Origin of the sequence: Brevibacillus fortis (assembly GCF_003013395.1) — a bacterium.
Taxonomy (GTDB): domain Bacteria; phylum Bacillota; class Bacilli; order Brevibacillales; family Brevibacillaceae; genus Brevibacillus; species Brevibacillus fortis.
Map to the genome: position 1 here is coordinate 1 of NZ_PXZM01000022.1, position 18321 is coordinate 18321.

Annotated in this window: 19 protein-coding genes and 2 pseudogenes; 12 read left to right on the top strand and 9 right to left on the bottom strand. The window is 42.6% G+C overall.

The features are described 5' to 3' along the window. Positions 1–443 precede the first annotated feature (443 nt). Positions 444–689 carry a hypothetical protein gene (locus tag C7R93_RS13365; protein ID WP_106839283.1) on the top strand — a complete coding sequence of 82 codons (246 nt, stop codon included), beginning with the start codon at positions 444–446 and terminating at the stop codon, positions 687–689. Positions 690–1048: 359 nt separating this feature from the next. Here C7R93_RS13365 and C7R93_RS31140 read toward each other — a convergent pair. The 3 genes and pseudogenes from C7R93_RS31140 to C7R93_RS13385 form a co-directional block, all read right to left on the bottom strand. Continuing rightward, positions 1049–1156, bottom strand: a pseudogene (locus C7R93_RS31140) (XkdX family protein); the annotation flags it as partial. A 143-nt stretch (positions 1157–1299) separates the two neighbouring features. After that, on the bottom strand, positions 1300–2130 hold the full coding sequence (locus C7R93_RS13380) for a hypothetical protein (protein WP_106839284.1): 831 nt from the start codon (positions 2128–2130) through the stop codon (positions 1300–1302). Positions 2131–2230: 100 nt separating this feature from the next. Next, positions 2231–2707: an ArpU family phage packaging/lysis transcriptional regulator gene (locus tag C7R93_RS13385; RefSeq protein ID WP_106839285.1), complete on the bottom strand. Its 477-nt coding sequence runs from the start codon at positions 2705–2707 to the stop codon at positions 2231–2233. Between the two features lie 211 nt (positions 2708–2918). On the opposite strand from C7R93_RS13385, the gene C7R93_RS13390 reads away from it, so the two are divergent. The 3 genes from C7R93_RS13390 (at position 2919) to C7R93_RS13400 (ending at position 4093) form a co-directional block, all read left to right on the top strand. After that, positions 2919–3281 carry a hypothetical protein gene (locus C7R93_RS13390; protein ID WP_106839286.1) on the top strand — a complete coding sequence of 121 codons (363 nt, stop codon included), beginning with the start codon at positions 2919–2921 and terminating at the stop codon, positions 3279–3281. A 69-nt stretch (positions 3282–3350) separates the two neighbouring features. Further along, entirely contained in the window at positions 3351–3569 is a 219-nt protein-coding gene (locus C7R93_RS13395) for a bacteriocin immunity protein (protein ID WP_106839287.1), read from the top strand. A gap of 149 nt (positions 3570–3718) precedes the next feature. Continuing rightward, entirely contained in the window at positions 3719–4093 is a 375-nt protein-coding gene (locus tag C7R93_RS13400) for a hypothetical protein (protein ID WP_106839288.1), read from the top strand. An 8-nt stretch (positions 4094–4101) separates the two neighbouring features. Here the strand turns inward: C7R93_RS13400 and C7R93_RS13405 are convergent, their stop codons facing one another. Further along, positions 4102–4449, bottom strand: a complete 348-nt coding sequence (locus C7R93_RS13405; protein ID WP_244191537.1) for a hypothetical protein — start codon at positions 4447–4449, stop codon at positions 4102–4104. A gap of 637 nt (positions 4450–5086) precedes the next feature. On the opposite strand from C7R93_RS13405, the gene C7R93_RS13415 reads away from it, so the two are divergent. Then, positions 5087–5635 carry a hypothetical protein gene (locus C7R93_RS13415; protein WP_106839290.1) on the top strand — a complete coding sequence of 183 codons (549 nt, stop codon included), beginning with the start codon at positions 5087–5089 and terminating at the stop codon, positions 5633–5635. Between the two features lie 141 nt (positions 5636–5776). Here C7R93_RS13415 and C7R93_RS13420 read toward each other — a convergent pair whose 3' ends face one another. Continuing rightward, positions 5777–6385: a hypothetical protein gene (locus tag C7R93_RS13420; protein ID WP_244191538.1), complete on the bottom strand. Its 609-nt coding sequence runs from the start codon at positions 6383–6385 to the stop codon at positions 5777–5779. A 103-nt stretch (positions 6386–6488) separates the two neighbouring features. Between C7R93_RS13420 and C7R93_RS13425 the strand changes: the two genes are divergently transcribed. The 4 genes and pseudogenes from C7R93_RS13425 (at position 6489) to C7R93_RS30650 (ending at position 10107) form a co-directional block, all read left to right on the top strand. Next, positions 6489–6704 carry a hypothetical protein gene (locus tag C7R93_RS13425; protein WP_106839292.1) on the top strand — a complete coding sequence of 72 codons (216 nt, stop codon included), beginning with the start codon at positions 6489–6491 and terminating at the stop codon, positions 6702–6704. 48 nt (positions 6705–6752) lie between these two features. Further along, positions 6753–7106 (top strand): hypothetical protein, encoded by a 354-nt coding sequence (locus tag C7R93_RS13430; protein WP_106839293.1) that lies wholly within the window; start codon positions 6753–6755, stop codon positions 7104–7106. A gap of 59 nt (positions 7107–7165) precedes the next feature. Beyond that, a pseudogene (locus C7R93_RS30645) lies at positions 7166–7360 on the top strand (recombinase family protein); the annotation flags it as partial. Positions 7361–8445: 1085 nt separating this feature from the next. Further along, on the top strand, positions 8446–10107 hold the full coding sequence (locus tag C7R93_RS30650; protein WP_244191539.1) for a BMQ_0737 family morphogenetic spore coat protein: 1662 nt from the start codon (positions 8446–8448) through the stop codon (positions 10105–10107). Positions 10108–10884: 777 nt separating this feature from the next. On the opposite strand, the gene C7R93_RS30035 is transcribed toward C7R93_RS30650, so the two are convergent. After that, a complete protein-coding gene (locus tag C7R93_RS30035) occupies positions 10885–11055 on the bottom strand; it encodes a hypothetical protein (protein ID WP_158264026.1) in 171 nt (56 codons plus the stop codon). Between the two features lie 308 nt (positions 11056–11363). Continuing rightward, a complete protein-coding gene (gene sigK, locus C7R93_RS13465) occupies positions 11364–12074 on the bottom strand; it encodes an RNA polymerase sporulation sigma factor SigK (RefSeq protein WP_106839296.1) in 711 nt (236 codons plus the stop codon). Positions 12075–12279: 205 nt separating this feature from the next. On the opposite strand from sigK, the gene C7R93_RS13470 reads away from it, so the two are divergent. Beyond that, positions 12280–12477, top strand: a complete 198-nt coding sequence (locus C7R93_RS13470) for a hypothetical protein (RefSeq protein ID WP_106839297.1) — start codon at positions 12280–12282, stop codon at positions 12475–12477. Positions 12478–12596: 119 nt separating this feature from the next. Here C7R93_RS13470 and C7R93_RS13475 read toward each other — a convergent pair whose 3' ends face one another. Continuing rightward, complete coding sequence (locus tag C7R93_RS13475) at positions 12597–13025, bottom strand: immunity 22 family protein (protein ID WP_106839298.1); 429 nt, start codon at positions 13023–13025, stop codon at positions 12597–12599. 17 nt (positions 13026–13042) lie between these two features. After that, positions 13043–14368, bottom strand: a complete 1326-nt coding sequence (locus C7R93_RS13480; protein WP_106839299.1) for an SMI1/KNR4 family protein — start codon at positions 14366–14368, stop codon at positions 13043–13045. A 184-nt stretch (positions 14369–14552) separates the two neighbouring features. On the opposite strand from C7R93_RS13480, the gene C7R93_RS13485 reads away from it, so the two are divergent. Both C7R93_RS13485 and C7R93_RS13490 read left to right on the top strand, forming a co-directional pair. Next, positions 14553–16253: a molecular chaperone HscC gene (locus tag C7R93_RS13485; protein ID WP_106839300.1), complete on the top strand. Its 1701-nt coding sequence runs from the start codon at positions 14553–14555 to the stop codon at positions 16251–16253. Next, a complete protein-coding gene (locus C7R93_RS13490; RefSeq protein WP_106839301.1) occupies positions 16253–18301 on the top strand; it encodes a J domain-containing protein in 2049 nt (682 codons plus the stop codon). The genes C7R93_RS13485 and C7R93_RS13490 overlap by 1 nt, the downstream gene beginning before the upstream one ends. Positions 18302–18321 lie beyond the last annotated feature (20 nt).

Here is an 18321-nt window from a genome sequence, read left to right on the forward strand (position 1 = left end):
AAATTCTTGACAGACCCACAGGTTGGTGCCTATCTGTGTTGATAACCATTAAACGAATTATTAAGCCCCTTGTCCGATATCTCTCATATTCGAATATGTCGATCCTGCCGAAGAATAAAGAAATGAATATACAATTTGCTGTAATACCGGGAGGACTGGAACCGTTGTCTAATAAGTTAATTTTGCAAAAGAAAAAGCACCGTGTAAGTGCTTTTTTGTCTATCCATTTAGTTGGCTATTATTTTAGCCAAAAATTAATAACCGTATCCCAACCTTTTTCCCCTCTAATTTCCACCGGGTCTGATACTGCGAGTACTCTATTGTTTTGGTCTACAGCATAGGACAACGATGCAGATATTTAGCATAATTACCGATGTGTTACGTGCACTCAATCAAACCATCTGTTAAAATCGTTACAAAAAGGAAATTGTTGGTGATCTTTCATGAAAAATAGACCTCTTTGGTTCAATATCTTTTCAGTAGCTGCCCTTTCCGTTGCAGTAGTCAACGTTTTTACCCATGTGGCTTTCTTAAAAATAATAACGATACTATGCCTTGCCGTTGTCATGGCTTCTTTAGGAACATTTGAACTGAAGAAAAACCGTAAGATGGCCTTTATTCTGTTTGGTGTGGCTGCTTTTCAAGTTTACGTGTCAGTAGAGATGATTTATGTCGCCGCAACAAAATAACTAAAATGAGCAAAAAGTTTGTCTTATACACTTTCATTACAAGTTTCCTTTTAGTCGGTTTCACTCCGCTTATTTTTCCAATTTGGCTTTCTGGCACGCTGCTTTTCCGTCCCTTCTGCCATTGATTGTTCCACCAGCAGCATCCTTGTTTCCCGCCGAAAGACGGAGACAACTTGCATCCCAGCCGCCGTGATCACCTCTTCTTCCGCTCGTGTGAGATGTTTCTATTCATACTGCTCAGGAACAAGATAGCGGCAAACAAATTTCATACCCGCCGCCTTTGCTCACGCTATATCTGCTGTCTAAGGTACTTTTAAATCCCGCCTGCTGCCAAAGTCACTACAAGACCTACAAGGCGTTTATTGCACCTTCTCCTGCTGTTCTACCACTGATGTCTCGTATTTTTCACCAGTAATTCCCTCATATTGATCGGGTGTTAACTTTCCTAACTCTACAAAACAGGCGACATCTTCTGCCGTTTACTCCCCAAAACGATACAGCAGACTAATATACTTCGACACATTTTTTCATGTTCTTATCTTAACAGGATCGACATCTAAATTGGGGTTAAAAAAAGACTAGATTTAGCCCTAATATTGCCCAAACAATACTATTCATCTTTCTCAATCTGATTTATTAATTCATTAATTTCCTCTAGACACTCCTCAATCTTCTCTTCTAAATCACCATGAAACAATTCATCCCAAAACCCTGCCTTCAATTGTTTCATTTGAATATTCTCCCACCTATATCGATTGAAGATTCCATTAAACCTTTTTATCTCCAGTTCTTCTTCCTTACTTAGCGTTCCTTTTTCAATTTTTAATTGCTCTAGCTTTTCTTTATTTAATTTTGCATCTTCGATAATTACATATGATACGTTCAAATCATATGACAACGCATCTATGAACAGCGAGTATTTATTTTTCAAAATGAGGACGGTGGCAAGCAACTTTGTATTAACTAATAAATCCAGTGAACTCCAATTTCCTTCATCCATTTTTTCAATCGGGGTAAAGTAGTATGAATATATCTCAAATTTATCTTTTGTAAATCCATCACTCTTAACCTTTTGTATTACGAGATTAAATTTTTCTAATTCCATCTTTATTTTTACTAATGTAGGTAATTGAGTAGAAAACTCTTCCTTTTTAATAGCCGTTTTCTGAGCATCAATTTGTATTTTTGCAACAATATAGGCAATAAGTCCACCCAAAATCCCCCCTGAGTAATTCGCTAGGAATCCTAACCAAGAATTAGCATCCCCTACTACACCTGGTGCACTCCATGTGAATAATCCATAATTCAACACAATTGGTGTTGCTATTGCTCCGATGGCTAATAGCACATAATGCTTTTTCGCCCCTAATTTAATTGATGCGAACCCCAATATTGCTATCCCAAAAATTAGATTGAATAAAAGTTGAGCTGTGCTTCCCACACTCGTTCCTCCCAATTTTTTACTTATTCACATTATATCAAATCAAAACTAAATTCCTAAAGAATTTAATTAATACAGTTGAATATACAAAGACGGCTGCTCAAATGACAGCAGCCGCCTTAAGGATGAATGTAACTCTATCTATTGCTCTGTTCTTGTGAAAGTCATAGGTGCTCTTTGGCAAGCGTAGCTCAAACTCATAGATATGCTTGTCCCTTTTTTGTTCGAAGAAGCATTTCTGGATGATCTCCCGTCCTTCTACCTGGAGTGCTCCAACTGCTCTTTCAATTGCCATGCACTTTTGCTCATAGTTGCGGATCATCAACGGCCGTTCTTCCCTGAGAATGATTGTGTTGGCGACAACGTCACGTCGAGTACCACGCCCATCAATATCCCCTCTCGTGCCATTGCCCTCGAAGTTTGCCATATCTATTTCCGTGAAGTCGTACTGCTCAGGGAAATACTTCTCAACAGTGTAAATCTCCACGGCAGCTTTCATCGATGGGTAGGCTTTTAATAACTCACGTGCTTTCTCTCTGTCTTTAGCGTTAACGAATAAATCTAATTGAGCGCTCATCTTTCCAATTCCCCCTCGCGGCAAGCCCGTGATATAATGTTTTTGCCGAACATATATACGGGCTCCCTTCTGGGGGCTATTTTTTTGTCTGTTTGTTTTACTCCCGAAATATTGTAAAACTCTCCAACCCTTCAATTCCAAAAAATTGAAACCAAACTACTTTTTTAACGTAAATTAATCAAGTAGATTGTAATTCAATGGGGGAATACTTTTGCTTTATTTTTTTGCGAGTTGCCTTTTAGTAAGTTTCGTTATCGGCTTTATTTTCATTTTTAAATTTCATAAAAATAATAAACCTAAGTTTTTTGTTGCAACTTTTTTGACAGTAGCAGTTAGTAGTTTATTTGGACTCGGATTACATCATGCTGTCCTTGATAGGAATGCAGATATGATCACTAAAGCTATTGAATCGAAAGGCGGCAGCGTAATTAACATGAGCATAATTCATGATGGTCGACAATCCAAAACATATGAAGTTATCTATCAACTAAACGGTAAAGAAATTCTTACTCAATTCCGCATCAAAGACGCAGTCAATTTAGAACACATTGAAGAGCTTTCTGTAACCGATTAACATTATTTCTCTTGTGTTAAAATAACTTCATTGGTCGCCGTAGAATTTTGCAGTACATGAGGTGAAATAATGACTCGTAAACTATCCAAAGAAGAGCTTATTGTTCTGATTGAAAGAATAATTAAGGTTGATGGGACTGAAGAAGAAATCGATATGATGCTGTCAACCTTAGAAAAAAATGTTCCTCATCCAGAAGTCAATGACTTAATTTTTTGGAATGATAAAGAATTAAACGCTCAGGAAATTGTTGAAATTGCTTTGAATTACAAGGCAATATTACTTCCATAAAGCATGTGTTTCTCTAACTCACATCCTGTTTGCATCCCGTTCCCCTCCCTAATTCCACAGTCGTTAAGCCCCCTTGGTATAATTCGCTTGATGAAGTATTATCCAGAGCTCCCACAATAGGGCATTTTTTATAGAAAGTGGTTGATACGATGATTTATGACATCAATGCCTGGGCCTTCTCAAATGATGCAGAGTTTCCTCATCAAGACTGGGACCTTTTTATTACTGATATAAGTACCGCTCCTTTACTATTATCACTATCAATTAATCCTGAAGTAGCAAATGATAAACGAAAAGTCTTTCTAGCTTGTCTATACCTATTAGTTGGTGATGCAGTCGGAATAGTAAAAGATAGAACCCACCTTGAGGAAGTCCGACTTTTTGTTGAGCAAGCATCATCCAATCAAAATTACTACATCCAACAATGGGTTTTTCGGTCGTTTCAACTCATTCAAAACCCTGAGCTTTTCGATTACAAAAAATGGTGTGATGGGATTGATATCTTTTCTTTCTGGAAAGATTAAGTTTTCCTTTATTCCCGTAATGTTAAGTTAATCACGATGGCCTCGTGCCTCAAAAGACCGTTTTCTGCTGGCTGCATCATTGGAGGAAATCGATCGGCGTGGAGCTGTAACAGCAGTTTGCCATTCTTGCTGTATCCTGCCTTATGCAATCCGGCTGCATGGAAGCAACCACCGCGCAAATGCTTCCCTACATAAGTGATGATTCCATCCTTTGTCGGTTCTCCCCACAGGTGACGCGTGATTCCGAGAGCCATTACAACCAGGTGGCTGGATAGGTAATCCCCTTCATTGCGGAAAATCGTGCATTCCCATGCGTCCCAGCCATCATCCCTGATGCCGTGCCATGTTACCCACAAAGCCTTTTCATCCTCAGTGAGCAGAACCAGATTTTTCCACGGCCGGCAAAACTAATTGCTTCCAGGTGTTTGTCGGGTGTAATGCCGATCCGCTAAAGCCAGCGCCCTTTTGTCGCCTTTATTAATCAGGTTCCACGCCATCCTCTCACCCTCCCATTTATCACATCGTGTGTTGTGATAAATTGTTCATATTCCCTTGGATAATCCCTTGTTGTATAATTTTGTAAAACATTTTGAAATCTAAGGGGTACACTATATGTTTCTACCGATTATCAGTATCTTGATGAGCATCTGGTTGTTTAGAGAAGCAAAACTACGCAATGAAAACAAAATTTTATGGTCAATTCTCGGACTATTGTTCTCATTTTTAGCTATAGGTTGTTTCCATTTAAAACATCGGAACCGAATTCAAGGAATTGTTGCCTTGATCTTTGGAGTGCTTATCTACTCGATTACCTTGAAAAATTACTTTTCTTAATTACCGTTGTGTTAAACACTAAATCCGATATAATAATAATTTTGGAAGTAACTTGCAATTAACAATGTGATGCAAAAGATAAACGCTAATGCTGAATCAAAATCTGTTGAAAAAGTACTACTAATGAACGAAATCGTGAAATAATCCTGGAGGCCTTGCATGAATAAGATCCAACAAATTGCCCTAGTAATTGGTTTAATAATGTATCTTCTTACCCCGGTATTTTCCAATGTGAAAGATGTTTCATCTATGACCGCCTATGAAAGATTCAAACCCCAAGAATCTCAATCAAACGCTCAAGAGTTTCTTACCCACATTCTAGAGAATATCCATGAAGGAAATTTAGGTGGTGATATCACTTTTCATCTAACAAAAGAAGAACTGAAATCAAAATTTGGTATAAAAGACGAAGACTATGTTTCAGTTAGGTCGCATACCAGCTTTTTCGACCGAAACGGGTATAGATATATGCTTAATAAATACGAAGGAGAGGAACGTCTAACTGTCATACAAGCAAAATTTGAATCATTAACAAAAGAACAGATTTTTAATATTTTCGGTGAAAATACGTACGGGAATCAAAAATATAGATATGAGATTTGGTATAAAGTTGGGGATTTTATGGTAATGTTTTCGAATACTGACCCAGATAATCGGAATGACTACAATAGCATCATGGTTTCACCACGTACTACTTTTAAAAATTGATTGTAATTAATCAGCTTGAAGCATTTATCTCATGAGTGAATTTGTACTCTGCATTACATCGTTCAAACCTCTTTTCTTCTCTGAGCAGCGTGTATCCAGGTGGGACCGATCCGCGCCTCTGGATACACGGTAACTATTTTGTTAAGCGAGATGCTCAACCTGATTTAATTGTTTTCCTAACACCATAAGCAGATCCCAAAAATGAGTGTATTCGCCATCGTTGGCATAACCTGCGCTGTAAGTGTAGACTCGTGGTGATTCGAGGTTATGTTTTTGATACTGCATGTACCTCTTTGCTTCTTCTAGAATGAAAAACATTGCTACTTGCTCGTAATACTCTTTACGCCATGCAATTTGATGCACACTCACACCGTAAACCTCAAAATATTCGTTATAATCGGTGACGAAGCTCTCTTCCCCGTTGACCCCTGTGATATCTTGATATTCCAATTCTTTGAACGATTTAATTTCAATAGGGCAATCTCGATCTGAATACCAATCCTTTACCATCTCAACTTCATTCGTAAACCAGACAGCGTAATCGTCATCGTTTGTGAAGACCAAATCGTCTTCATCAAAATATTCTGCAATGTCATAGCTGTATGGAATGTAGTTGTATCGTTTATTTTCGACAATGTGTAATGGATAACTGGTATATCTGTTATCAGGAGCTCCTGGAGTTTGCTTTTCTGCAAACAGTTTTAGAAATTTTTCTTGCTGCTCTGTTATCGAAATAGTTACTTGTTTCATTTGAATCTTCCCCTTTCTTCCCTACACAAATTGTTAAGTTACTTCCTAAATTCCCCCTGAGCCACTATAATTGGTATTTGTTGGATCTTAAGGGGGATTTGCAATGTATGAACCATTGATTTTTAAAATGCTGTTACTTATTGCCTTATCTCTTGGAATACTACTGATAGCAATCTTTCCTTTGATCGGAAAAGTACATAAAGGTTTTGCTACTGTAAGTTTAGTTGGTGGATTATCAGTAATCTTGCTCCTCCTATTCATCATTTTCGGACACCCTGTTCTTAGAGAGGCAATTTTTATATACGGTTTATCATTCTGAGCATTGTGAGAAAATTTGTGAAAATCCATCTTTCGGAGTTGAGATTTTATGTTTGAAAACATTCACTGGAGTGTTTATTCAAAGGCTTCTTCTAAACAAAAAGCAATGAAGGTTTTCTCAGAGCTTGAAATGTCTCTCGGAACCAAACTTACTCTCTTGGCTTGTGAACCATATACGGAAGGGGAGTACAAGTATTCACTCATTTTTACTTCGCCCTTAAATCAGACAGACCTTGCTCACGCGGTCTTAGAAGCATTGCTTACATCACGTAAGCTTGGTCGAAATTGGTCCGTAACTGGTCCACGGCTCGGAGCACAGGATAATTGGCATTTTGACGGAATCTGCATAAAACCAACTTTTATTGGGGTAGATTGGGTTATGTTCACTGTAAGAAACGATTGATGGCTATTTAACATATTTGAGATTGTGTAACCACTTTTTTTGTCCCGCTCCCCCACGTTGAAATTATCCCAAAGGTAGAGAATGTACTGGAACTATACGAACAAACGGAAGACCCAGCAAAGAAAAATTCTCTTTTGAAATCCGTAATTCGAAAACCAGTGTACCGTAAGGAAAAATGGCAACGTGAAATTAACTTTGAGCTCACGTTATATCCATTGATTCCACAAGAAAACACCCTCACAGATAACCTGTGAGGGTTAATTCATTGCCTTCTTTATCCGTCCCGATTGGGTCGTGCAAAGATACGTCTTTTTTGGTTTTTTTCAGACTTCTCAGATGCATGAGGATTTCAATCTAATTGTCAAAAGGGGAGCAGGAACGAATTTAGAACGTGTATATCTCCACGCTCTCTTCATAAACTCTAACTTCCCTAACTGCGTGACGGATCAGCTCTTTTTTATCCTCAAAGTTTAGCTCATCCTGAGCTTTTGATAAATAAATTTCAGCAGCTTCTTAGATCAAGTTTCGACTATACTCATAATCGACCTGCTGTTTTGTTTGATCCAGCAGCTCGTTTAAACGTTGATTCAGTTTATCTTCCTTTTCCTTCAATTTACTAGAAACTTGTAGCAATTCATGAAAACTATCCCAAAATTACCACAATATTCTTCATATCATAGTGGTATATTATTTAAATAAAAAATAAGGAGATGACGATAATGAATAGATATTTAATAGGTTTAATATTCTCCATATTAATAATAATCTTTTCGGTAGTAAGTTTATTCTTTAGAATGAACCCACCCAATACTGTTGGAGTTGTGCCTTCCGGAAATTTAAGCTCCCAAACATACCTTAATTTCGCAATTCAGTTACTAACAGGAATAAGTTTCTTCATCTTTTTCATCACTTCCCTGAAAAGAAAAAAATAATTTAAAAAGTACTGGTAAAGTTTTGATAAATATGCACACCCTATGTCGCCCTCGATATCATGACATCGTATTGAACGGGCAGCACACGCAGGCAGGCGGTCAACTGGACGAATATCGTAATGACCCTGAATGGTGCAATTTTTACTGGACGAGCAAAGACAATCCGCAGCCAGAACGATTCGTTCAAAAAACAGCTTTTCAGCACAGACAGCTGTTTGGTTTACCTTTATTCAATATTTGATCCCACGAAATAATCCGGATATTGTGGTTGGATCTTCAAACTCAACATTTTTGAATTTGCCTATTATTTTGTTGTTTAGCGCATCATTAGCCTATACCTAAATGACAATAGCCCCATAAAATATAACGATCTTATATGGAAAATCTCAAGAGAAAGGAGTGTAAGAATGACTCAACTTGCTTATGTGGCCAATAGAGGCTCACACAATATCTCTGTAATTGATGTAGATCCAGCAAGTCCCACCTTCAATACCGAGATTAATCTGATTTCAGTCTCCGGGATGACTCCACTCGTAATTGCAGTCACACCGGATACAACACGTGCATATGTCACGAACAATACCTCCGGTGATGTCTCCGTGATCGATACGAATCCCGCCAGTCCTACCTTCAACACCCAAATTAAACTGATACCGCTGTTGGGAATCGGATCCGCCCCCACGGGTATAGTGATCAATCTTGACGGTACTCGCGCATACGTTGCGAATCAAATGTCCGACAATCTCTCCATAATTGACATAAATCCTGCCAGTCCAACATTCAATACCATGACGGGAACAATCGGATTGACAGGAATGGGGCCAAGCGTTCTAAAGATCACCCCGGACGGCACACGCATTTATGTACCGAATATCAATTCGGCCAATGTCTCTGTAATCGATATCAATCCCGCCAACCCCACCTTCAATACCCAAATTGACCTGATAAATCTAACAGGATCAGGTCCGCTTGACGTAGCTTTCACTCCAGACGGCAATCGCGCCTATGTCACCATGCTAAACTCCAACAGGGTCTCCGTTATTGATACGAACCCAGCCAGCCCCACCTATAACACCGAGATCATGAGTATCATCTTAACTGGAAACACTCCTATAGCCATTCTGATCACCTCGGATGGCACACGTGGTTATGTTACCAATTTGTTTTCCCCTAATGTATCCGTAATCGACACGAACCCAGCCAGTCCCACTTTCAACACGGAGATCTTGCTAATTCCGCTCTCTGGGTCTGGCCACGCCGGTATTGCGATAACTCAGGATCGCACTCGCGCTTACGTCACGAATGCATTTTCTGACAATGTTTCGGTGATCGACACGAATCCCGCGAGTCCCACCTACAATACCGAGATCGATCTGATTGAAGTATCTGGAACCTTTCTCGCCGGAGTCGTGATCATTCTTTTCCCAGCGCCTCCCCTCCCTCTAATACCAACGGAGTGCATCCGCGTTCAAAAGGTATATGACTGGGTAGTATTAGCGAACAGTTACCGAAACAAGATTGCCGTCGCCGACGATTGTAAAGCTTTGGTAGACGCAGCTATACTGGCTGGGCAAGATATTACGTTCTCCTGCATTGAGTTTCTTTCTCCTGATCCTTCATGCAATATCGTCAGTATTCGCCGCGAGAACATTACAGTCGGTGGGACGACTGTTCGGGTCGGGGTCGTTCGCTTCGTGTTCGGAGCCACTGTGCTGGTTCGCATCTTCGCAGATGGAGCATTTCTCTGCGATTTCACGGCCACAGTGCAATTCGATCAGGAAGTCGTTCTCTGCCTGCCTGAACCGCTCGATGAGGACAATATCCTGTGCCATATCAGCGCTTTTGAGTGCTTACCAACCGGTACCGTTCTCCTCGGCGGCATGGTTCAACTCGACATCATTGTGTGCGTAGAAATCCAGGTAGAAGCAGAAGTGAAGCTGGAAGTATTGGCAAAATTCTGCGCACCGCGTCCAAACAACATTCCGATCCCATCGCCAACACCATCTTTCCGTTGCCCGCCGATCTTGTTCCCGCCACAGTGCCCGAATATTTTCCCGCGTGGAAACTGAGACGGCCTGCGAACAGTCAATGCTCTCTTGACCAACTCCCCTGTCTTCTACAACAGGTTGGCAGAATCAGATACAGAACAATTACTCGTCGGTATATGCCCGAGTCGCGATCCGGGAAGCACATGTTCGTAGCAAAGTTGTTGTGTCATGAAAAATAAAAAGGCACTCAGATCATTCCGAGTGTTTTTCGTGTAGAATTGGTCTTTCGTCAGTCCTAAATCGAGATAACATTGATGTCCTTCACCCTAGATGTGCTCAAATACTTCTCTTCGATGATCCAGCGCTCATCTTTCCAACTCCCCCTCGCGGCAAGCCCGTGATATACCATGGTTTGACGAAACCACCATGAGCTCCCATCATTGGGGGCTATTTTTTATTTTAGGAGGAGTTACCTATGATCTTCTTTGCAGCATTATCTGGTGCCATTTTCATATTCGGAGTCTTTGAACCCTTAACCATATAATTAACAAAGAACGGAAGTACTTCCCTGATGTACTTATTACATCTTTTTTTTGTGGTCTTACTATTTTTCTTGTATTACTCACATTGTCCGATTAACTGCTGAAATATTTTGTTAAATTAGGATGTTAATCTTTTGACGAATATGATTAAACTATTACTAAATACTTCAAGTTACCACCAAGGAGAACATGTGATGAACAATGAACCTAACAAATTACTGTTATTAATCTGTTATGGAATCGTATTTTTTATAGGCTTTCTTATTATTGTTGGCATCATAAATTTTATAATCTAATTAGACTACTTTCTCTTTTGTTAAATAGCGATACCCTTTGCCTTTAGAAATCCCATGCAGTACCATGTAGTTGAAAAATTCGTTTCTTCATTCCATCGATGCTTCCCATCACGGTCGTACCACCATTCACCATCTTTCTTCCACCCCAATGCCTTCGCCACTTTCGCATCCAACTCACGTCCTGCTTGCATCCCCTTCACCTTGCTTCGATGAATCTGACCAAATCCTTCTCTTCTGGATCGTCTGACTTCTTTAGCAGCTCGAGCGATTTTGAATTAAGTATAGATTCTGGTCCTCCGTTCTATTGAGTCGTACAATCACCCCTCCATCTATGTCTTGCCCCAATAAGAGCCTCTTGTCCAGCATGCAAATAGAAAAGCCACCCGTCATCCGAGTGGCTTCATCCTATTTACTTGTCTGTATTTTATAAGAATGTAAAATCTAGCCGCGAATAAACATCTCTTTGTTCCCCTCAAAATACTGCCTCCGCTTCGGAAAACTAACGATTCTGCGGCTGCTTCGTCCGATAAAACTCATTAAACAACTTCATTAGCGCTCGCTTTTCGATACGGGATACATACGAACGAGAAATGCCCAGCTCACGTGCAATTTCCCGCTGTGTCTTTTCTTTGTCCTGATCCAGACCAAACCTGCCGATGATGACCTCTTTTTCCCGCTCATCGAGGATGTGAATGTGCTGGTAAATTTTATTGGACTCCAGCTTGAGCTGCACAGCATCGACCACTTCGTCTGTTTCTGTTCCAAGAACGTCGATCAAGGTGATCTCATTGCCCTCTTTATCCGTCCCGATCGGGTCGTGCAAAGATACGTCTTTTTTGGTTTTTTTCAGACTTCTCAGATGCATGAGGATTTCATTCTCAATACAACGCGCAGCATACGTAGCCAACTTGGTGCCCTTATCCACCTGATAACTCTCGATTGCTTTGATCAATCCAATGGTACCGATGGAAATCAGATCTTCACTGTCCTCACCGGTGTTCTCGAATTTCTTCACAATATGCGCCACCAAACGCAAATTGTGCTCAATCAGCTTGTTGCGGGCGTAAGGGTCGCCTTTGGCCATGAGTCGGAGGAACTTTTCTTCTTCGGTGTCCTGGAGCGGTTGGGGGAAGGCATTGTTCTTGACATAAGCCACAAACACAAGAAGTTCTTTAAAAACAAGGGAAAGCGCCGCAATAATGCTGGACATGGCTGCCACCTCCACGTCTGGAATAGCTTACTTCTATCCTTATGTGGGCGGTTGCCTATGCGTGCCTGTACGCATGGAGTTGTTGTCGATTAATTCAGCGTTGCTTGTATGGGAAAGGATTCACATTTGAACATATGGGTTGGAGCTTAGAAAAAATGAGATAGTTTGGTAAAATAAACAAAACATATGATTGGAGTGATCACCCATGGTAGAATTTGGATCCGTGTCGCTCGAATGGGGGACTGTACTCATTCAGCTCTTTATCTTTTTAATGCCTTTGGTACTCGTCGTTGCTTGCTGCTTGTTCATCGTAAAACGCACGACAACCAAGCAAAAAACCATTGATGAGCTGGAAAAGCGTGTTGCAGCACTCGAGCAAGAAATAAAGCGTCCGAAATTATAACGGACGCTTCCCTTTTCCCCTATTCAAACAAAGCCATCATCTCTTCGTCTTCTCTCTCGCGCAATATCGTATGGTGTTTGCCCCTCATGGTCCTTGTTGTTAGGATTCGCCCCTGCTTCTTACCGCTCTTCTGTCTCAAATACAAGTTTGGCAAGCAGGACCACTGGTGAATCTTTTTCTTGTCCGTCCTCTGTGAGATCGAACAATTTTTCGTTAATCGGACCGTACCGCGATTCATTGCCGTACAGCAAAATCACATGTGGGTACTTGCCAATCTCCTCTGTTAGCTGTTTGGGCCATTCTTTTCTCTCTAGTGCCGCATTCATCGCATATTCGTTTTCCAAATATGTGAAGAAGTCCGCTCTGGCCTCTGCATCCTGTACCTCATGCACTTCAAAAAAATCCTCGTCCACCCATTCAAGGCCCGACGCTGTTAAAAAGCCAGACGGTCTCACTTCCCCGTCCTCATCGTAAACCGGTGTCAGAAAATCCGCTAGCTCATCAGAAGACTGCAAGGTCGTTCCCCATACCGTTACCACATTTCTCATTGTCTTTCCCCCCTCGTCTAATGCTTTGCTGTTTCCAAGGAAGAGCGAATGCGATCTACACGCTCCTTTTCCTTTCGCAGAATGGCTTTCTCGTACGCTACATCCAACAACCGATTGATTTCTTGCCAATTCGCTTCTCCAGAAGGCGACTCACCATTTGTCAGCATTTTCCCCCATGCACTTAACGCAATCTGCCTTTGTGCTTCATTTCCGTCCAGCCAGCGAATAAGATCGTTCCATTGCGGACATGACATCGCAAATAGCTCATCCCAGCCTTCAATCGGGTACGCCACATGCGGTTCCATCCACAAAATGACTTCTTGTGAGCGAAAGTGATGCAAATGACTGTTGGCAGCATATCCTACCAGACATTCTTTTCTGGCAACGACTTCATCCATTTCAGCCAAAACTCGCTGCAAGCCTTCCTCTTCCGGCAAACAAGCTGCTGTTACATAAGCACGTAGGCTGGAGCCTATCCGTTCATAATGTGGCCCGGACTCCCATAGCGAGCGTACCCAGCTCTCTGCCTTTTTGCTAACTGTCTCGACAATGAGCTGGCACCAGAGCAGCAGATTGCTTGATGAGGTTTCCTGCTCGATTTGTGTTACCCATTTTTGCAAAATCGGCTCCCAATCGTATTGAGTAAATGCCTCTTGGATGCGTGTATCTCCTGCACCATGCATTTTTGCAAACAAGACCAGCTTCTCGAAATCTTGTGCCGCCTCTTCAAAGGTGAGCGTCCGATAGGTTTGCAGCCATTCTTTCCATTCTTGTGCGACTTGTCCTTCGACATCGAGTCCCTCTGCACCGGCAAGCGCTTCATAATTCCAGCACTCCGCCCCAATACAGCCCAACTCCGTGACTCGCTCAATGAACTCAGTGAAGCTTTTACCGAGCAATAGAAACTCATCTGTCTCATGCCCCCAGGAATAGACGGGCGGGTCATCCACGTCTGTCGATAAATCGATCAGCAACATGTCGCCATTACCGCCGACGTGAAAACAGAGATACCTTTTCTCGTCCTCACTCTCTTCATCCCCGCCAAAGTACGGCCACTCAAACGCATCCAATGACCATCCCAAATCTCCACTGAGCGAAAACGGATCTAACGCCCGTGATGGCAACGACCAATTTATTTGAACTTGACTGCTGCCCTCAAGCAAAATAGTACGGATCGTCGCAGGAAAGCTGATCCCTAGACTTTCCTCTCTTCTTTCGATTTCTTCCAGCCCCACCGGTGGTTCTATGGTGAGCGGCCAAACCCGGGCCCCTTGTCGCTCCATATCATGCATAAGTAACTTCCACGCTTGAAACCACTTTTCCATTCTCTGCTGCATTGGCATAACGACCTCTCTCGTTTGTCGTTTTCTATCTTACGAATTCTATTTCTATTTTCTTTATCTAAAAATCGATTTCATATCCTACTAAAGCACCAATTATATCCATTTTTTTCATGGTAAAATTATCTACAAAGTCTCTAATTTTACCGATATTAGTAGAAAAAACACGGAAATGAGGACCTAGCTGATGACCACCATTGGAATTGATTTAGGCACGACAAATAGTCTGGTGGCCTACTGGACTGAGAATGGACCCGTGCTCATTCCAAACGCTCTCGGAGAAACACTGACTCCTTCTGTGGTCAGCGTCGATGAGAACGGAGAGATCTTGATTGGAAAAATCGCCAGAGAGCGCCTCTTGACTCACCCTGATCGTACTGCTACTACCTTCAAACGGTTTATGGGGACAGAAAAAAGGTACCAACTGGGAAGATATTCACTTTCGGCAGAAGACCTTTCCTCCTTTGTGATTAAATCTTTGAAGGCGGACGCAGAGGCTCATTTAGGGCACCCCGTTCACGAAGCGGTTATCAGTGTGCCTGCCTATTTCAACGACACCCAACGCAAAGCAACCAAACGAGCAGCGGAGCTTGCTGGCCTGAAGGTAGAGCGTTTGATCAGCGAACCGACTGCCGCCGCGATCTCATACGGGCTCCATCAGGAGGAATCCGAGACGCAATTCCTCGTATTCGACTTAGGTGGCGGAACGTTTGACGTTTCTATATTAGAAATGTTCGAAGGTGTGATGGAAGTAAAATCAATCGCTGGTGACAACTTTTTGGGCGGCGAAGACTTTACCGATCTGATCGCCTCTTATTTCATAGAAGCCCATAGACTCGATATCAACTCGCTAGACAGCAAGACTCGTTCGTCCATCCACAAACAAGCAGAGTTGTGCAAGCGCGCCTTGTTTTCGGACCAAGAAGGAAAAATGAGTGTCAATATTCAGGGAGAGCCGGTCGAAACGACTCTCAGCCGGAATCAGTTGGAAGATCTCGCGTTTCCTCTGTTGCAACGACTGCGTCAGCCAATCGAGCGTGCTTTGCGAGATGCATCCATCTCACCTCGGGAACTGGACGCGATCGTGCTTATTGGCGGTGCAACACGGATGCCGCTTATCAAATCCATCGTAAGTAAAATATTTGGGCGACTGCCCTATTCTCATATGAATCCCGATGAGGCTGTCGCATTGGGAACAGCGATTCAAGCAGCACTCAAGGAACGCAACGAAGCGTTAAACGAGCTTGTTTTGACAGATGTTTGCCCATACACACTCGGTACAGGTATTGTACAAACCATGGCAAACGGCAAACACGAGGATGGCTACTTCTTTCCGATCATCGAGCGTAATACGCCAATCCCGGTCAGCCGAGTAGAACGGCTATACACCGTAGTTGATTATCAACGCTCCATTCTCGTTGACGTGTATCAAGGGGAAAGCCGACGTGTCGAAAATAACCTCAAGCTTGGCGAATTGAATGTAAAAGTCCCTCCTGCCAAAAAGGGGGAAGAGTCTATCGATGTTCGTTATACATATGACATCAACGGGATTCTCGAGGTCGAAGTAACTGTCGTATCTACAAACGTCAAAACCAAAGCTGTCATCGAAAAAAATCCGGGGAGCCTATCTACAAAAGAAATTGAGGAACGTTTTCAAGCTCTTCAAAACATTAAGATCCACCCCAGAGAACGAACCGAAAATCGATTGCTTCTCGCAAAAGGCGAGCGTATGTATGAGGAAGCATTGGGCGAAGACCGTATGATCATTGCGAACTACTTGCGCCGTTTCGAAAGTGTCCTCTCCACCCAAAATGAAAGAGACATCGCCAAAGCAGCAGAAGAATTGAAACAGCAACTGGATATGTTTGAAGGGTGGAATGAGTATTAATGGGGATTTGGGAGACTCTCGGGATTGAACCGACGGACAATCCTGCCCAGATAAGAAAGGCTTATGCCAAAAAGTTGAAAGTACACAATCCTGAAGTTGATCCTGAAGGCTTTCAGCGATTGCGAGAGGCGTATGACCTCGCCCTGAAGTACACGCGCAATACCAAGCGGAATCGTATGAGCGAAGAAACGTCCCTACCGGAAAGCAGACAGCCGGATGAGTGGCAGGACCATGAATCGGAAGAAGAATCAGTTCACCTCCAGCCGCCGAGACGTATTTATGAGCTGTGGCATTCAGAACCAGTAGAAGAAGAGCAGCCTAACTACGATCCACCACAACGGCTTACCCTGTTTGACAGGTTTTTAGAGGAAACAACGCGAGAAGTAGACTCTCCAGAAGAAATTCCTATCCCCCAGCGTTACGATTTCACGGAGAGCTACGATCATTCCGAACGTTCCATGAATCCCGATGACATGGTGGAGCGTTTTTTCCGCCGTACACAGGAGCTGTACGATAACTATCATGAACGTATCCAGCTTGAAAACTGGCGTGAGTTACTGAATGACGAGGCCATGTGGAATGTCGGCTGCCATCAACTCATCGATACGCGATTTCTCCACTTTTTAGAAGAACACTATCATTTGCCTCATGAGGTGTGGAAGCTACTCGATTCCCATTTTCAATGGCAGGAGAAATCGGAGACGCTCGCAAGCCAGCTATCAGGACGCTTTGTCGCTTACCTGAATGGCCAGCTCAATCAGACCTTCACGCTGCGCTACCACTCTTTTGAGAATCGCGAGGACTTGGATATTGAAGCGTTTCTAGAATGGCGCAGCGATGCGTTATTTGCCCTCATGGAAAATGATTGGGAAACAGCACAGAGCTATTTGGCGAAAGCCCATGCCCTGTACGCTCTTGACCCCGATTTGATCCGTTTGGAGGGCGAATATTTTTTACGAACCGGAAATAAGAATCGTGCTTTTTACACCTTCGATCAATTGATACGTCTTGATCCAGATAACATCGATGCTTATCTGTATCGTGCCCGGTTCTACCTTGAAAAAGGGGATGTCCACGATGCGATCAGAGATTGTGAGGAGATCCTCTCTCGCATGCCAGAACTGTGGGACGCTCGCAGCTTGCTGGGGAAAGCCTATCTTCAACTCGGCGAATGGGAGAAGGCTCAAGAGGTTTTTCAGGAGATCCTTCTGCATAATCCCTCTGATATCGACGCGAAAATATGCCTGACCCAAATACAATCACCGTTTAACAGAATGACTGATCCAACTGCTAACAAACAAGCCAAAGCAGCTAGGAGAAAAACCTTGTACGCACTCGGGCTTCCTAGCAAGCTAGCAAGGTTCAAGCAATTTTTTGCCATTTACACGAGACGTAACATTTGGACGATGATTTTTCTCCTTCTCCTGCATTACGCCATGTTTGCTGTTATATCTATGAAGCTGGATATGACCTCGGAGCAGATGTTTGCCTCCTTGGTCAATAAGTTCAATCCTGTCCAAATTAAGACGATGGACGAGTTGAAACAAACACCGCTTGGCTACCAGGTGGAATTTACATTGACCAAAGCTTCTTATATCAATATGCTCCGCGTCTATGACAAAGAAAAGCATCCCGAGCCAAAAGCCGAGTTCATTCCTGCTCCCAAAGCCAAAGAACGGGATCTGTTAAACTCTGACACCGGCTATGTAAGTGTGGGTTACCTGGATCAACAAGCGATTATTGTCATCACGGACTACGACCATGCCAAAGAAATACATGACAAACAATCCATTACGATTCAAGGAACGCTCAAGGCCATACCGGATGGTGAGATGTTGCCTGTCATTGCGAATGCTTTGGAAAAACGCAAGCATCCCCACCAGTCGATTCTCGTGACCGATACGTATATCAATGCCAAGCCTGACTTAGAAGAAAAGGGTTGGCCGGGGTCATGGCTTCTGGGCATTCTCGCGATGATTTCCATGTTGTATTACATCCGTATCCTTCGTGAGATTCCCAAAACTCGCAAAGCATTGACATTCCACTAAAGGAGGCAGAGAGGAATTCC

Coding starts and splice junctions, on each gene's coding strand:
- C7R93_RS13365 (WP_106839283.1), top strand. CDS start 444: ATGAAAAATAGACCTCTTTGGTTCAATATCTTTTCAGTAGCTGCCCTT.
- C7R93_RS13385 (WP_106839285.1), bottom strand. CDS start 2,707: ATGAGCGCTCAATTAGATTTATTCGTTAACGCTAAAGACAGAGAGAAA.
- C7R93_RS13395 (WP_106839287.1), top strand. CDS start 3,351: ATGACTCGTAAACTATCCAAAGAAGAGCTTATTGTTCTGATTGAAAGA.
- C7R93_RS13400 (WP_106839288.1), top strand. CDS start 3,719: ATGATTTATGACATCAATGCCTGGGCCTTCTCAAATGATGCAGAGTTT.
- C7R93_RS13415 (WP_106839290.1), top strand. CDS start 5,087: ATGAATAAGATCCAACAAATTGCCCTAGTAATTGGTTTAATAATGTAT.
- C7R93_RS13420 (WP_244191538.1), bottom strand. CDS start 6,385: ATGAAACAAGTAACTATTTCGATAACAGAGCAGCAAGAAAAATTTCTA.
- C7R93_RS13425 (WP_106839292.1), top strand. CDS start 6,489: ATGTATGAACCATTGATTTTTAAAATGCTGTTACTTATTGCCTTATCT.
- C7R93_RS13430 (WP_106839293.1), top strand. CDS start 6,753: ATGTTTGAAAACATTCACTGGAGTGTTTATTCAAAGGCTTCTTCTAAA.
- C7R93_RS30650 (WP_244191539.1), top strand. CDS start 8,446: ATGACTCAACTTGCTTATGTGGCCAATAGAGGCTCACACAATATCTCT.
- C7R93_RS30035 (WP_158264026.1), bottom strand. CDS start 11,055: ATGCAAGCAGGACGTGAGTTGGATGCGAAAGTGGCGAAGGCATTGGGG.
- sigK (WP_106839296.1), bottom strand. CDS start 12,074: ATGTCCAGCATTATTGCGGCGCTTTCCCTTGTTTTTAAAGAACTTCTT.
- C7R93_RS13470 (WP_106839297.1), top strand. CDS start 12,280: ATGGTAGAATTTGGATCCGTGTCGCTCGAATGGGGGACTGTACTCATT.
- C7R93_RS13475 (WP_106839298.1), bottom strand. CDS start 13,025: ATGAGAAATGTGGTAACGGTATGGGGAACGACCTTGCAGTCTTCTGAT.
- C7R93_RS13480 (WP_106839299.1), bottom strand. CDS start 14,368: ATGCCAATGCAGCAGAGAATGGAAAAGTGGTTTCAAGCGTGGAAGTTA.
- C7R93_RS13485 (WP_106839300.1), top strand. CDS start 14,553: ATGACCACCATTGGAATTGATTTAGGCACGACAAATAGTCTGGTGGCC.
- C7R93_RS13490 (WP_106839301.1), top strand. CDS start 16,253: ATGGGGATTTGGGAGACTCTCGGGATTGAACCGACGGACAATCCTGCC.